Source organism: Candidatus Binataceae bacterium (assembly GCA_035308025.1).
Classification (GTDB): Bacteria; Desulfobacterota; Binatia; order Binatales; family Binataceae; genus JAJPHI01.
In genome coordinates, this window is the sequence record DATGHL010000049.1 from 20915 (window position 1) to 34350 (window position 13436).

14 protein-coding genes are annotated in these 13436 nt (G+C 64.4%); 3 read left to right on the forward strand and 11 right to left on the reverse strand.

Annotated elements, in window-relative coordinates; genetic code table 11:
• Positions 1-64 precede the first annotated feature (64 nt).
• The 9 genes from VKS22_15285 to mutL form a co-directional block, all read right to left on the reverse strand.
• Positions 65-364, reverse strand: coding sequence for an HU family DNA-binding protein (locus tag VKS22_15285; GenBank protein ID HLW71976.1), 300 nt, complete (start codon positions 362-364; stop codon positions 65-67).
• 48 nt (positions 365-412) lie between these two features.
• Positions 413-2152 (reverse strand): 30S ribosomal protein S1, encoded by a 1740-nt coding sequence (locus VKS22_15290; GenBank protein ID HLW71977.1) that lies wholly within the window; start codon positions 2150-2152, stop codon positions 413-415.
• A 74-nt stretch (positions 2153-2226) separates the two neighbouring features.
• A complete protein-coding gene (cmk, locus tag VKS22_15295; protein HLW71978.1) occupies positions 2227-2913 on the reverse strand; it encodes a (d)CMP kinase in 687 nt (228 codons plus the stop codon).
• Complete coding sequence (locus VKS22_15300) at positions 2910-3773, reverse strand: prephenate dehydrogenase/arogenate dehydrogenase family protein (GenBank protein HLW71979.1); 864 nt, start codon at positions 3771-3773, stop codon at positions 2910-2912. Before VKS22_15300 ends, cmk begins: the two co-directional genes overlap by 4 nt.
• Before the next feature lie 38 nt (positions 3774-3811).
• The gene (hisC, locus tag VKS22_15305) at positions 3812-4912 is read right to left on the reverse strand and encodes a histidinol-phosphate transaminase (GenBank protein HLW71980.1); all 1101 of its coding nucleotides are present in this window, start codon (positions 4910-4912) and stop codon (positions 3812-3814) included.
• The gene (gene pheA / locus VKS22_15310) at positions 4909-6051 is read right to left on the reverse strand and encodes a prephenate dehydratase (GenBank protein HLW71981.1); all 1143 of its coding nucleotides are present in this window, start codon (positions 6049-6051) and stop codon (positions 4909-4911) included. The genes hisC and pheA overlap by 4 nt, the downstream gene beginning before the upstream one ends.
• 100 nt (positions 6052-6151) lie before the next feature.
• Positions 6152-7045: an acetyl-CoA carboxylase carboxyltransferase subunit alpha gene (locus VKS22_15315; GenBank protein ID HLW71982.1), complete on the reverse strand. Its 894-nt coding sequence runs from the start codon at positions 7043-7045 to the stop codon at positions 6152-6154.
• Positions 7046-7052: 7 nt separating this feature from the next.
• The gene (gene miaA / locus VKS22_15320; GenBank protein ID HLW71983.1) at positions 7053-8045 is read right to left on the reverse strand and encodes a tRNA (adenosine(37)-N6)-dimethylallyltransferase MiaA; all 993 of its coding nucleotides are present in this window, start codon (positions 8043-8045) and stop codon (positions 7053-7055) included.
• Positions 8042-9883: a DNA mismatch repair endonuclease MutL gene (mutL, locus tag VKS22_15325; GenBank protein HLW71984.1), complete on the reverse strand. Its 1842-nt coding sequence runs from the start codon at positions 9881-9883 to the stop codon at positions 8042-8044. Before mutL ends, miaA begins: the two co-directional genes overlap by 4 nt.
• Positions 9884-10036: 153 nt before the next feature.
• Between mutL and rpmB the strand changes: the two genes are divergently transcribed.
• Positions 10037-10228: a 50S ribosomal protein L28 gene (gene rpmB, locus VKS22_15330; GenBank protein ID HLW71985.1), complete on the forward strand. Its 192-nt coding sequence runs from the start codon at positions 10037-10039 to the stop codon at positions 10226-10228.
• An 81-nt stretch (positions 10229-10309) separates the two neighbouring features.
• Here the strand turns inward: rpmB and VKS22_15335 are convergent, their stop codons facing one another.
• Positions 10310-10522 carry an ArsC/Spx/MgsR family protein gene (locus VKS22_15335; GenBank protein HLW71986.1) on the reverse strand — a complete coding sequence of 71 codons (213 nt, stop codon included), beginning with the start codon at positions 10520-10522 and terminating at the stop codon, positions 10310-10312.
• A gap of 209 nt (positions 10523-10731) precedes the next feature.
• Here VKS22_15335 and VKS22_15340 point away from each other — a divergent pair, with 209 nt between their 5' ends.
• Positions 10732-11217: a hypothetical protein gene (locus tag VKS22_15340; protein HLW71987.1), complete on the forward strand. Its 486-nt coding sequence runs from the start codon at positions 10732-10734 to the stop codon at positions 11215-11217.
• Positions 11218-11234: 17 nt separating this feature from the next.
• On the forward strand, positions 11235-11924 hold the full coding sequence (locus VKS22_15345) for an HAD family phosphatase (GenBank protein HLW71988.1): 690 nt from the start codon (positions 11235-11237) through the stop codon (positions 11922-11924).
• On the opposite strand, the gene VKS22_15350 is transcribed toward VKS22_15345, so the two are convergent.
• Positions 11921-13378 (reverse strand): Mur ligase family protein, encoded by a 1458-nt coding sequence (locus tag VKS22_15350; protein HLW71989.1) that lies wholly within the window; start codon positions 13376-13378, stop codon positions 11921-11923. The two genes, VKS22_15345 and VKS22_15350, sit on opposite strands and share 4 nt — an antisense overlap.
• Positions 13379-13436: the final 58 nt, after the last annotated feature.

The window sequence follows — 13436 nt, forward strand, 5'->3', positions numbered from 1 at the left end:
TGTCGATCGCTTTGGCGCACGACGCAAGCATGATCTGGGCAGGCGCAAAGTTAGAGGGTAATACTCAATCCGAATCGGCCGTTGCGATCGCGCCGACCGCGCTGCGCAGTTCCTTAGCGCCGCGAAAAAATGCTACGGCTTTGGCCGGGACTGCGACGACGGCGCCGGTGCGCGGGTTGCGTCCCTGACGGGCTCCGCGAGCTTTGACGCCGAAACTGCCGAAGCCGCGGATCTCAATCCGCTCGCCCCGCGCGAGCACTCCCGCCATCGCCTCGAAAGTCGCGTTGACCAGCGCTTCGCTGTCGCGCGACGCCAGGTTCGGACGTCGCGCCAACAACTCCTCGATGATCCCGCGCTTCGTCATCGCTCGGGTTCCGGCGCGCCGGCTCGTTGCGTTCCGATGCTGCCGCGGCTAACTGCGGCCACGCCCGCTGCGCGCGCGCCCAGCGTCATCGCGATCCAGCCGCAACTCCTCGTTGAGCATGTCGCCCATCGAGAAACGCTGCGCCTCTTGCTCGCGCTTAAGATAGGCCGCCATCTCTTCGCGCTCGTGATGCTGCGTGACCGCCTTGACCGAGAGCCCGATGCGCCGCTCGCGCGCATCCATCTGGACGACCAACGCATCGACTTCGTCGCCCGGCTTAAACAGCGATGACGGCTTGTCCACACGTTCGTTGGCGAGCTGGGAGATGTGGATTAGTCCTTCGATGCCCTCTTCCAGTTCGACAAAGACGCCGAAGTCGGCCACCGAACTGACCTTGCCCTTGACCATGCTGTTGAGCGGATAGCGCTGCGCCACGCTGTCCCACGGATCCGGCGTGAGCTGCTTGACGCCCAGGCTGACGCGCTCGTGCTCGACTTCGATCCCGAGCACCACGGCCTGAACCTCGTCCCCTTTTTTGTAGAGCTCGGACGGATGGCGCACCTTCTTGGTCCAGGACAGATCGGAGATATGCGCGAGTCCGTCGATCCCCGGTTCGATTTCGACGAAGACGCCAAAATCCGTAATCGATTTGACCTTGCCGCTGATCGTACTGCCGATCGGATGCAGCTGCTCGAGCGCCTGCCACGGATTCGGCTCAGTCTGCTTGAGGCCGAGCGAAATGCGCCGATTGCCCTCATCGACTCCGAGCACCTGCACCTCGACGAAATCGCCGACATTGACCACTTTCGACGGGTGGACGGCGCGCTTGCTCCACGACATTTCCGAGACGTGGATCAAGCCCTCGATACCCTTTTCGAGCTCGACAAAGGCGCCGTAGTCCGTGACGCTGACCACCTTACCCTTGAGCCGCGCGCCGATCGCGAAAGTTTCCGACGCATGCGTCCACGGGTCGGGCATGATTTGCTTCATCCCGAGCGAGACCCGCTCGCGCTGTGAGTCGTACTTCAGCACCACGACCTTGACCTTGTCGCCCACCTTGACCGCTTCGGAAGGATGCTGCAGGCGGCCCCAAGCCATATCGGTGATGTGCAGCAGCCCGTCGATGCCGCCGAGATCGACGAAGGCGCCGTAGTCGGTAATATTCTTGACCGTGCCCTCAAGGATGACGCCTTCTTCAAGCACGTGCAGCGTCTGTTCCTTGAGCGAGGCGCGTTCGCGCTCGATCACGCTGCGGCGCGAGACCACGACGTTGCCGCGCGCGCGATTAAATTTGAGAATGTGAAAGCGGCCGCGTTGCCCGACATAGCGATCGAGATTGCGCGCCGGCCGCGTGTCAACGTGCGAGCCCGGCAAAAACGCCGGCACCCCAATGTCCACCTGCAAGCCGCCTTTGACCTTGCCGAGAATCACGCCCTCGACCGCCGTCTCGCTTTGAAAGGCCTGTTCGAGTTCGCGCCAGACCTTGAACTTTTCTGCCTTGGCGTGCGAGAGGGTCACCGTGCCGTTCTCGGTCTCGGTGCCCTCGAAATAAACGTCAACCTCGTCGCCTTCGTTGACCGCGACGTTGCCCTCGTGGTCAAGGAATTCGGCGAGCGGCACCTGCCCTTCGCACTTGTAATTGATGTCAACAATCACGCTATCGCGGTTAATCTGCACCACGGTGCCGATCAGCACATCGCCCGGCCGCGGGGCATGAAGGGTCTGCTCCATCAACGACTCGAAGTCATTCATGCCTCCGTTCGCCTGTTCCGACAACTCTTTCTCCATTTAGTAAGACCTTTTACCGGACCTCATAAGTAATGCCATCCATACAAGGGTGGATGCGCCCTTTCAAGTCCTAATCACGTTCGTGATCTGCTACGCACACGCTCCGCCATGAGCTCGACGACTTCGTTGACGTCGAGTTCGCTTGAATCGACCACGATCGCATCGGCGGCAGGCTTGAGCGGCGCGAGCGCGCGCTCCTGATCGCGTTGATCGCGCTCCTGCAACTGCGCCAGCACCTGTGCGCGGGTCACCGTCGCGTCCTGCGCGGCGAGCTCAGCGAAACGCCGTTCCGCACGCACCGCCGCGCTTGCGGTCAGATAAAATTTGCAGTCGGCGTCGGGAAAGATCACGGTGCCGATGTCGCGGCCTTCCATCACGATCCCGCCGCCACGTCCCGCGACCTGCTGCAGCTCGCGCATCCGCGTCCGCACCGCTGCGAACCCGGAGAGCCGAGACGCCAGGTCACTGATCGCGGGCGTCGCGATCGCGTGGCTAATCTCCCGCCCGTCGAGCAATACCCGCTCGCCGTCAAAAGTGATCGAGATTGAATTCAGGAGTTCTCCCAGACGCCGTTCGATCGCCGGATCGTTCAGCTCCTGCGTACTATAGCGCAACGAAGCCGCCAGCGCGACCGCCCGATACATCGCGCCGGTATTTAGATGGCTGAAGCCCAGCACCCGCGCCAGCGCCCGCGCGATGGTGGATTTGCCCGCCCCTACGGGCCCGTCGATCGCGACCACGGGACGCGCGCGCAGGCTCATTTCAGCCGTTCGCGCATCGCGCGCCCCTGCTCGAAAAGCTGCATCAGGCACTGCTCGTCACCGTCCGTGACGGCGTCGGAGAACTTTGCAAAAACTTGTGCATAAAGTTTGAGCGCCGCCGCGATCGCGTCACGATTGGTCAGGCAGATGTCGCGCCACATCTCGGACGACGAGGCCGCGATACGGGTGGTGTCGCGCAGGCCGCCCGCGCCGAATCCCGCCGCCCACTTGCCCGCGACCATTTCGTCCACCAATGACGCCGCGAGCGCACTCGAGACGATCTGCGGCAGATGGCTCGCGCGCGCGAGGATTGCGTCATGCGCCGCAGGTGTCATCCGTTCGAGCCGGGCGCCGGTCGCGCGCCACAAGGCCTCGACCTTCTCGACCGCGGCCGGTGTGCTGCGCGCCGACGGCGTCACGATCACCCGGCGATCGCGATACAGCGTTTCGTCCGCCGCCGCCGCGCCGGTGGTTTCCTTGCCCGCCACTGGATGCACGCCAACGAACGCCATCTGCGGGCCGAGGAGCGGCTCGAGTTCGCGCACCACCCAGCTCTTCACGCTGCCGACGTCGGTGACCACCGCCTCGGCCGGCAGATGGGGAACCATCGCGGCGAGCGTCTCGGGAAAGGTCATCACCGGTGTCGCCAGCATCACGAGGTCCCCGCCTTGCGCCGCCTCGAGGGGATCGCGCGTGGCGAAATCGATCAGACCCCGCTCCATCGCGACGTCAAGATTGCGCTGGGTGCGTCCCAACCCGACGATCCGTTCCACCAATCCCTGCTTGCGTGCGATCAGCGCAAGCGAACCGCCGATCAGGCCGACGCCGCAAAGTGTGAGCTGGCGAAACAGCGCGGGCATAATTTCGTTATCAACTGCGGGGAGCTGAAACCGGGAGGCTAAGCCTTGCTCAAGACCTTTTCCAACCCGGCAACGAGCCGCCGGTTTTCGTCTTCGAGCCCGATGCTGATCCGCACGTGGCGCGGCAGGCCATAGCCGCCAACCGGCCGCACGATAATCCCGAATTGCAACAGCCGATCGAAAACCGCGCGGCCGTCACCCACCTCCGCGAGAATAAAATTCGCGTGGCTCGGCGCATACGCGATCCCGAGGCGTTGGAGCTCACGCTCGAGATACGCCATCCCGGCCACGTTGACCCGCAGGGTATCGCGCACATGGTCGGCGTCGTCGAGCGCCGCGAGCGCCGCCACCTGCGCCAGCGACGTTACGTTGAAAGGTTGACGCACGTTATTGAGCAGCCGGACCATCGCCGGGCTCGTCACTGCATAGCCGACCCGCAGGCCGGCCAAGCCCAGAATCTTCGAGAAGGTGCGGAGCGTGACGATCATTCGTTCGCCGTCATGATAGGCGAGGGAATCCGGGTAGTCGCGAGCGCGGACGAACTCGAAATAGGCCTCGTCCGCCACGATCACCACGTGTTCGGGCACACGCGCCAAAAATGCTTCCCATGCCGCGCGGCCGAAGATGCTCCCGGTCGGATTATTCGGGTTGTCGAGGAAGACCAGCCGCGTATTGGCGTCAAACGCCGCGGCGATACCGTCGAGATCGAACTGATACCCGGACCTCATCGGCACGACTTTCGCCGCACCGCCTGCCGCCGCTACCGCCAGCGGATAAATCGCAAAGCCGTGCTGCGAAAAGACCGCGTTCAGACCCGGCCGAAGAAACAGAAACGCCAGCAGATTGAGCACCTCGACCGAGCCCGACGCCATGAAAACCTGGTTCGGCGCGACCTGATGGCGCGCCGCGACTTTCTCCCGCAGAGCCCAGCTCGCGCCGTCCGGGTAGCGGTTGAGCTCGCTCATCGACGCGCGAATCGCGGCCAACGCCTTGGGCGACGGTCCCAGCGGATTTTCGTTCGACGCCAGCTTGACCGGTTCGCCGATCCCCAGTTCGCGCTGCAGCTCTTCGATCGGTTTGCCGGGCTCGTAGGGATTCAGGGTCGCGACGGTTGAGTAAACCAGCTCTGCGGGGTTCATTGCTTGCGTTCCCGTGGGCGGCGCGTCTGCGTCTTTGCGCCGCTCAGCCGGCCCTCAGGATACGATCCCAACACTTTCAAAAAAAGCGCCTGACGCTGCAGCGTCGCCAGCGCGCGTTTCACGCGCGGATCCTCGCGATGCCCTTCGAGGTCGACGAAGAACAGATAGGCCCAGGGCCGTTCACGCTGCGGCCGCGATTGGATCATCGTAAGATTGATCTTGTCGCGCGCGAACAAGCTCAAGGCGCGATGGAGCACTCCGGCCCGCTCGGGCAGCGCGAACAGCAGGCTCGTCTTGTCCTTGCCCGAGTGCGCAGTCGGATGCCGTCCGAGCACCAGGAAGCGCGTCACATTGTGCGCCAAGTCTTGAACGTTCTCCGCGATGATCCGCAAACCATAAGCCTCCGCCGCAGCCGCCGAGCAAATCGCCGCTGCGGTTTCATCTTCCGCTGCGTGCTGCGCCGCCAGCGCATTGGACGCCACCGCTTCAAGCTCGCATCGCGGGTAGTTGACGGCCAGAAAGTTGCGGCACTGCCCCAACGATTGCTGATGAGAAAGAATTCGCCGGATTTTGGCGGCATAGCCGTCCCGCGACATCAGGGCGTGGCGAATTGGCAGCAGAATCTCGCCGACGATCGTTGCCGGCGTATCAATCAACAGGTCGAGCGTGAGCCCGACGGAACCCTCGGTCGAGTTCTCGACCGGAACCACTCCGTAATCGGCGCGCTCGGCGTCGAGCGCCTGAAAGACCGCGCTGATTGAGGGTTCGGGCAAAAACTCGCCACTGCCACCGAAGCGACCACGCGCCGCCTCGTGACTGTAGGTATGTTCCGGACCAAGGAACGCGATCCGGATGCGCTGTTCCAGCGCCGTGCAGGCCGAGATGATCTCCGTGAAGATGCGTTGCAGGTGGGCCTCGGTGAGCGGTCCCGGATTGTGCGCGAAGACCCGCTCGAAGACCTGGCGTTCGCGCGCCGGTTGATGGATCGGCGTGCCCTCGGCGTGCTTCACGCGGCCGATCTCCTGGGCGAGCTGCGCGCGCTCCGAGAGCAAATCGACCAGCGTCAGATTGATCTCGTCGATCCGCTGGCGGAGGTCGTCAAGACCTTTTCGCGGTGCGCTGCGCTTTTTCGTTGTCACGCGTGCCATGGCCGTCGAAGTGCTAACCGAATCCGGTGGGCTTTTCAACGCGCCGAGTAAGGAATTCTCCGCGGCGTCGGGGATGACGACGGGCGCCCGCTCAGAGCAGAAACGCCCGGCCCATCGCCGCGAACTTGCGCTCGCGCGCCTGCCGCAGCTTGCGCGGCTCCACGGCACCCAATCGATCGAGATGGCGCGTCAGCGCGGCGCCGATTGCGGCAATCGCGACCGTCGGCTCGCGATGAGCCCCGCCCGCCGGCTCGTCAATGATCTCGTCGATCACCCCGAGACGCAAAAGGTCCTGCGCCGAAAGCTTAAGCGCGGTCGCCGCCTCTGCCGCCTTCTCCGGTCCCGCCTCGCGCCACAGAATCGCGGCGCAGCCTTCGGGCGTGATTACCGAGTAGCAGGCGTTCTCGAGCATCAGGATGACGTTCGCAACCCCCAAAGCGAGTGCGCCGCCTGAGCCGCCTTCGCCAATCACGCACGACAGGATTGGGGTTTCCAGTCGCGCCATCAGCTCCAGGTTTGCGGCGATCGCTTCCGCCTGTCCGCGCTCTTCGGCGCCGACGCCGGGCTCGGCCCCCTGCGTATCAATAAAGGTGATGATCGGCAGACGAAAGCGACTCGCCAAATCGAACAGGCGTCCGGCCTTGCGATAACCCTCCGGATGCGGCTTGCCGAAATTGCGTCTCAGCCGCTCACTGGTAGAGCGGCCGCGCTGATGGCCCGCGACGACGACTGCGCGCCCGTGGAACCAGCCCATCCCGGCGATAATCGCGCCGTCGTCGGCGTAGCGGCGGTCGCCGTGCACCTCGACGAACTCAGTTATCAGTGCGTCGATATAGTCCTGCGTTTGCGGCCGATTGGGGTCGCGCGCGAGCCGCACCCGTTCTATCGCAGAAAGGCCCGCGGCCGGCGCGTCCGCTCTCGCGCGCAGCGCTTTCCCCGTCTGCCGCGGCTTCGTGGCACGCGAGGATTCATCAAGTCGGAGCATCTTGTTGTCAGGCCTCAGTCTTCATTCGGCCCGCTTGAAAGAAATCAGTGAATAGTTCAAGCGCTACGGGCAGGGCGGCGCGAGCGTCCAACCATCTAACTTCTGCGTCCGCGCGAAACCAGGTCAATTGCCTCTTGGCTAACCGCCGGCTCTCGCGCTTGGCCCGCACGATCGCGCTCGCGAGGTCGATCCCGCCCGCGATGAACTCCGCGATTTCACGATAGCCAATCGTGTCAGCCAGCGCGAGCGCGCCGCTTTCGCGGTCCAGCAGAGCGCGCACTTCGTCGACAAAGCCTGCTTCGATCATCCGATCGAAGCGCTGATCAATAAGTGCGTAAAGCTGATCACGCGGCAGCGTCAGGCCCACCGTCAGCGTTACATATGGACGATCAGTGAAACGATGGCGGGCATGATGCGCGCTGAGCGGCGTTCCGGTCAGCTCGAAGACCTCGAGCGCTCGCACACTCCGCTTGAGATCGTTGGGACTAATCGTCGCCGCCGCCAACTCGTCAATCCCCACAAGCCGCCGATGCAATGCCGATGTGCCGTGTTGCGCGGCGAATTCCATGAGTTTTGCGCGCACGGCGAGCGACGCGGGCGGACCGGCGAAAATGCCGTCGCGCAGCGCGCGCAAATAGAGTCCACTGCCGCCCACTACCAGGACCGCATGGTTGCGCGCCGCGATTTCGTCGATCTGCTCCCGCGCCAGCCGCGCAAATTCAGCGACATCGAGCGGGCGATCCGGGGTCCGGATATCGATCAGATGATGCGGCACGCGTTGTCGCTCTTCTATCGACGGCTTCGCGGTGCCCAGATCCATTCCGCGATAAACTTGCCGCGAATCCGCATTGACGATCTCGGCGCCGAGCCGCTCCGCAATCGCGATCGCGACCGCGGTCTTGCCCACGCCGGTCGGTCCAACGATAAAGCCGACGCGCGTTTTCGATAACGCGGAACTTTCACGCCCATGAAGGTTGCGCGCCGCTAATTCTCCTCTCATCGCCGAAACATCCGCTCGATCGTCCCGCGGCGAAACTCGATATGCACCGGCCGTCCGTGCGGGCAGTTGGTTTTGAATTCCGTACGATCGAGCTCGGCCAGCAACTCGGTTATCTCCGGCGCTCGGAGCACCCGCCCGCTGCGGACGGAGCCATGGCACGCCAGCGTCTTGAGATGCTCCTCGAGGGTCTCGCGGCCGCCGCGAAAACCCTGCTCGCCCATCGCATCGATCATATCGCTGAGCAGTTGCGCTCCGCCCTCGGCGCCAAAGACCGCAGGCGCCCCCTTAATCAAAATTGCGGCCGGGCCAAAGAGTTCGAGCTCGAATCCCATCGCGCGCAGCTCCGGCATCGCCGCCGTCACTTGCGCGACGCGCGCCGGATTCAGCTCGATGGTCGCCGGGGTCAGCATCGCTTGGACGCGGATCGCGCCGCCACGTAGCTCGGCGCGCAGCTTTTCGAAAGTCACCCGCTCGTGCGCTGCGTGCTGATCGATCAGGATGAGGCCGTCGTCGCCTTCGAGTGCGATGAAGCCGGTGAAGATCTGCCCGAGGACGCGCAGGTCCGCGTAGCGCGGCGCCGCCGCGCTACGCGGACCTGCATTGTCGGACACATACTGGGGTTGCGCCGGCTGGGGTTGGGCTTCGGGCGCAGAGCGACCGAAGCCCAACCCCAGCGCCGACTGCGACATGCGCACCGGGACGCCGTTAGGGACGAGCCGGAGCGGTCGCTCCGGCGCTTCCCTAACGGTCGCTGCGCCCCGGTCTGCGACCGGCGGCGGCGAGGCCGCCTGAGCCGGCGCCGTCGTCCCCGCGGCGATCACCACCGCGGCGGGCGCCGCCTGAACCTGATCGGCGACGCGCGCGCGCAGCGCATGATGAACCAGCTCGAAGACCGCACCGCTCCGCCGAAAACGGACCTCGGTCTTCATCGGATGGACATTAACGTCCACCTCTTCCGGGGACAATTCGAGAAACAGCACGACTGCCGGATAGCGTCCGCGCGGGATCACGGTCTGATAGGCCTGCGTGACGGCGCGGATCAGCGCGCGATCGCGCACCGTGCGCGCGTTGACGAAAGTCAGCAACAGCCGCGCGGTCGGATAGGATTCCTGGCTCGAGGCCGCGAGCCCGCTGGCGCGCATCCCGGCGCCGCTCGCTTCGAAGGGCAGCATGCGATTCGCTATGTGCGCGCCAAAGAGCTGCCGGACCCGCTCCAGAGTGGATGCCGTGCGCGCCGCCTGAATTATCGTCCGCCCTTCTGCGCTGAGCGCAAAGGCGAGGCGCGGACTGGAGAGCGCCAGGCGCTGAATCGCTTCCACCGCCGCCGTTTGTTCGGTCGTCTGAGTCTTGAGGAATTTCAGGCGCGCGGGAGTGTTGAAGAAAAGATCGCGCACTTCGATTTGCGTGCCGCACGCCATCGCGCAGGCGCGCGTCGCCGTGATCTCGCCGCCTTCCGCGATAATTTCGACGCCCTCGGCAGCGTCGGCGCGCCGCGTCTGCATCCGCAGTTTCGAGACGCTGGCGATCGCGGCCAGCGCCTCGCCGCGAAAACCCAGCGTGCGAATCGCGCCGAGATCCGACGCGTCGCGAATTTTCGAAGTCGCGTGCCGCCGCAGCGCCAGGATGGTGTCCTCGCGCCCCATACCGCAGCCGTCGTCGCTCACCGCGATCAGTCCGCCGCCGCCGCGCTCTATAATAATGTCGATACTGCGTGCGCCCGCGTCTATCGAATTCTCGACCAGCTCTTTCAGGGCGGATGCCGGCCGTTCGACCACCTCACCCGCAGCGATCTGGCTGGCAACCTGCTCCGGCAGAATATGGATAGTCCGTTCCGTCATGACCGTCGGCTCTGCCAACAATCTGAGGTTTTCGACGCTCCGACTCAAGCTGTAGCGCCGCGTCTCCCATCGCGGGCCTTTAATCCGGTCGCCCGTACCGCTATTTTATCCGTTCGGGCAGGCCGCGCGAGGCCGCGACTTTGGAGAACGCTACTGATGAGACACTGTGCAATTTGCGGCAAACGGCCTTCGGTCGGCAATAATGTCAGCCACGCCAACAACAAAACCAAGCGGCGCTGGAATCCCAACCTGCAGGAAGTGCGCGCGGCGCTCGCCGGCGGAGTCAGCCGGATCCTCGTTTGCACCCGATGTATTCGCGGCGGCAAGGTCGCCAAAAGCGCCTGAGCGGACGCCCTGGCCTCGATTGCTAGCCGAAGCGAGCAAACGAGTTCCGCGTTCGAGCGCCCGCCAGATTCCTCGAGCCTGCTAAAATAACGCTGCGAGCTTTTCCGCTGGACGCGCAATCACCGCACGGCCCGCATGAATCACAATCGGCCGCTGCATCAGCTCGGGATGACTCAGCAGCAATTCGACGACCGCCTCCTTGGTCGTGTAAGCTCCGCTCTCAAGCTTCAGCTCCGCAAAGCGCTTGTCCTTACGCACCAGCTCACCAACCGGCCCCTCGAGGATCGCAATAATCTGCTCGAGCGTGGCGCGAGTCGGTGGCGTTTTGAGATACTCAACAGTGTCGAACTCGACACCGCGCCCTTCGAGTAATCCGAGGGCGTCGCGCGAGTGGCCTCAACCTGGGTTGTGATAGAGCGTTACCGATGCCATCCTGTTTGCGCCGCCTTTTTGCCTTCGAGATGACTTCAGGATACAACAGGCCGCACATGATTTCGAGGAAGATGATTTCGAAAACCCGGATTTCTTCTCGGCGCGCCCTCGCGGCGATCGCGACGGTTCTGACGCTTCTCGTTGCGGCGCTGCCGGCGCGCGCGGCGCACGTCAACGGTACGTTTACCGGCTATGAAACCGCGGCGCCCCTGGCTAATCGATATCTCCATTTTGAAAACCGCGCCACGCGCGACATCTATATGACTCCGACCGCGGCTGACGGCTCCTTCGCCGCCGATCTGCCGCCCGGAACCTACCGGCTGCGCGAGGAGCACGGCGCAATCATTGCCCGGGCAATCACAGTTAGCGTGGCCGATGTTCCATTAGGTAACGTGAGCGAGCTGGCGCCGCTCGCACCGTCGCGGATCTGGGATCTCCAATCGCTCGCGCCCGCCCAACTGGTCAGCGCTGCCCCGTCAACCGCGAATATCATGACGCACGACAGCGTCGTGCTGCCGACCGGCGAGCTCTCGGTGATCGGGGTGAATCAGAATTAGTCCGCGTCGCCGCCTCGATGATTCGCGCCATCATCTTCGATCTTGACGGTACGCTAGCCGATACCGAGTCGCTGCACTTCGAGGCTTTCCGCGAGAGCCTTGCGCCGTATGGGATCGAGCTTGATCGCGACGAGTACTTCGACCGCCTGATTGGCTTCACCGATCAGGACCTCTTCACGACGCTGCTCGCCGATCGCGGTCGGATCACAGACGCTTCGCTGGTCGCAAACCTGATGGCGGTAAAGGCGGCGCTTTACCAATCGAGCATCGCCGGCTGCGACGTGCTCTACCCGGGCGCGGCAGACTTCGTCCGGCGATGCGCCGAACGGTTTCCCTTGATAATCGCCACCGGCACGCTCAAGGCTGAAGCCGAACTAATCCTGACCCGCGGACAAATTCGCGAGCTTTTTCTCGATGTCATCGCCGCTGAAGATGTCGCCCACGGCAAACCCGAGCCGGACGGCTTTCTGGCTGCGCTCGGCCGTCTGGGCTTTTTGTTGCGCCCGCGCCCCTCGATCGTGGCCGCCGAATGCCTGGCGATTGAAGACACCGCCGCCGGCATCGCCGCGGCGCGGCGAGCCGGAATGAAGGTGCTCGGCGTCAGCCAGACGGCGCCGGCGGGCGAACTAAGCGGCGCGCATCTGCTGCGACCCTCGCTCCGCGAAACCGATCTCGACGAGCTCTTGCAGCTCCTCGCGTCGAGCTAGCCGCGTCGTCCAAGTTCCACGTATAGCCGCGCGGGCAGATTCTCGAAGGGGCCGTTGGACATGCACAGCACGACGTCGCCCGCCCGCGCCTCAGCCGCGATCCGCTCGACGATCTGATCCACCGAATCGCAAGCCGCGGCGGTTGGGCCGCGTCCGCTGATCGCGCGAGCGAGCGCTGGCACATCGAGGCGATCTTCCACCGGCAGTGGATCATTCTCCTTGAAATAGACCGGCGCCAGATAAACCCGCGCGGCGCGATCGAAAGCGGTCGCAAAACCCTCCTGGAAAACGGCGCGGCGCGCGCTGTTTGAACGCGGCTCGAAGGCCGCGATCAGGCGCCGCCCGGCGTAGCGCTCGGCCATCGCTTCGAGCGTGACGCGGATCGCCGTCGGATGATGCGCGAAGTCGTCGATTATGATCACCTCCCCGGCCTCGCCGACTATCTCCTGGCGGCGCGCGACCCCGCTGAAGCTCGCGAGCCCCTCAGACAATTCGTCGTCGGTCAGCCCGAACTCCTTGAGCAGCACCCAGACGCCGAGCGCGTTCGCGACGTTCATCCGGCCGCCCACCGGCAGATGCAACCCGCGCGCCAGGATTACGCCGTCGCGGGCGATCGCGAAGTGCGCGCCATCGGGATTGATCGCAATGTCGACGGCGCGGAATTCCCCGGCACTCAACCCGAAGGTCAGCCGTCGCGCCGCGGTCGCCGCCGTGGCCGTCAACGCGTGCGGAAAATCCGCGCACACCACGAGCACCCGGCCGGCGTCGAGTTGGGCCGCGAGCGCGCGAAACGACGCTTGCACATGGTCGAGATCGCGATAAATGTCGGCGTGATCGAATTCGACCCCGGTCACGATCGCGCCGCGCGCGCGGTAATGCAGAAACTTGGGTCCTTTGTCGAAGAAGGCGGTGTCGTACTCGTCGCCTTCGATCACGAAATCCGTGCCGCCGCCGAGCCGATAGTTCGCGGCGAAGTCGCGCGCCACGCCCCCCACCAGCATCGACGGATCGCGCCCGGCGGATTCGAGCACGCGCGCCATCATCGCGGTCGAGGTGGTCTTGCCATGCGTCCCGGCGACCATCAGGACGCGCCGCTCGCGCAGGAAGAAATGCCAGAGCGCCTCGGGCATCGAGACATAAGGAATCGCGCTGGCGAGCAGCGCGGCGGCCTCCGGATTGCTCCGCATCACGACGTTGCCGACCACTGCCAGATCGGGTGCCGCCAGATGGGCCGGGTCGTAACCCGCCTGCACTTGGATCCGGAGCCGTTTCAGAATCGATGCGGTCGGTTCATAGACTTGCGTGTCGGAGCCGGTGACGTGAAAACCGCGATGAGCCAGCATCCCGGCCAGCGCCGCCATCGCCGAGCCGCCCACCCCGATTAGATGGACGTGCCGCACCGCCTCGGGAATCCGTGCGAGTCGTGCCCTCGAGTCTGCCGAAACTGCCGCCATCACCCCCACCATCCGCCACGCATTATTGCAATCGTACCATCAGGCTCGACTCCGCGCT

Excerpts from the sequence above, each read along its gene's own strand:
- cmk (HLW71978.1), bottom strand. The coding sequence starts at position 2,913 with ATGAGCCTGCGCGCGCGTCCCGTGGTCGCGATCGACGGGCCCGTAGGG.
- miaA (HLW71983.1), bottom strand. The coding sequence starts at position 8,045 with ATGAGAGGAGAATTAGCGGCGCGCAACCTTCATGGGCGTGAAAGTTCC.
- VKS22_15340 (HLW71987.1), top strand. The coding sequence starts at position 10,732 with ATGATTTCGAAAACCCGGATTTCTTCTCGGCGCGCCCTCGCGGCGATC.
- VKS22_15300 (HLW71979.1), bottom strand. The coding sequence starts at position 3,773 with ATGCCCGCGCTGTTTCGCCAGCTCACACTTTGCGGCGTCGGCCTGATC.
- VKS22_15285 (HLW71976.1), bottom strand. The coding sequence starts at position 364 with ATGACGAAGCGCGGGATCATCGAGGAGTTGTTGGCGCGACGTCCGAAC.
- hisC (HLW71980.1), bottom strand. The coding sequence starts at position 4,912 with ATGAACCCCGCAGAGCTGGTTTACTCAACCGTCGCGACCCTGAATCCC.
- VKS22_15345 (HLW71988.1), top strand. The coding sequence starts at position 11,235 with ATGATTCGCGCCATCATCTTCGATCTTGACGGTACGCTAGCCGATACC.
- VKS22_15315 (HLW71982.1), bottom strand. The coding sequence starts at position 7,045 with ATGCTCCGACTTGATGAATCCTCGCGTGCCACGAAGCCGCGGCAGACG.
- VKS22_15290 (HLW71977.1), bottom strand. The coding sequence starts at position 2,152 with ATGGAGAAAGAGTTGTCGGAACAGGCGAACGGAGGCATGAATGACTTC.
- VKS22_15350 (HLW71989.1), bottom strand. The coding sequence starts at position 13,378 with ATGGCGGCAGTTTCGGCAGACTCGAGGGCACGACTCGCACGGATTCCC.
- mutL (HLW71984.1), bottom strand. The coding sequence starts at position 9,883 with ATGACGGAACGGACTATCCATATTCTGCCGGAGCAGGTTGCCAGCCAG.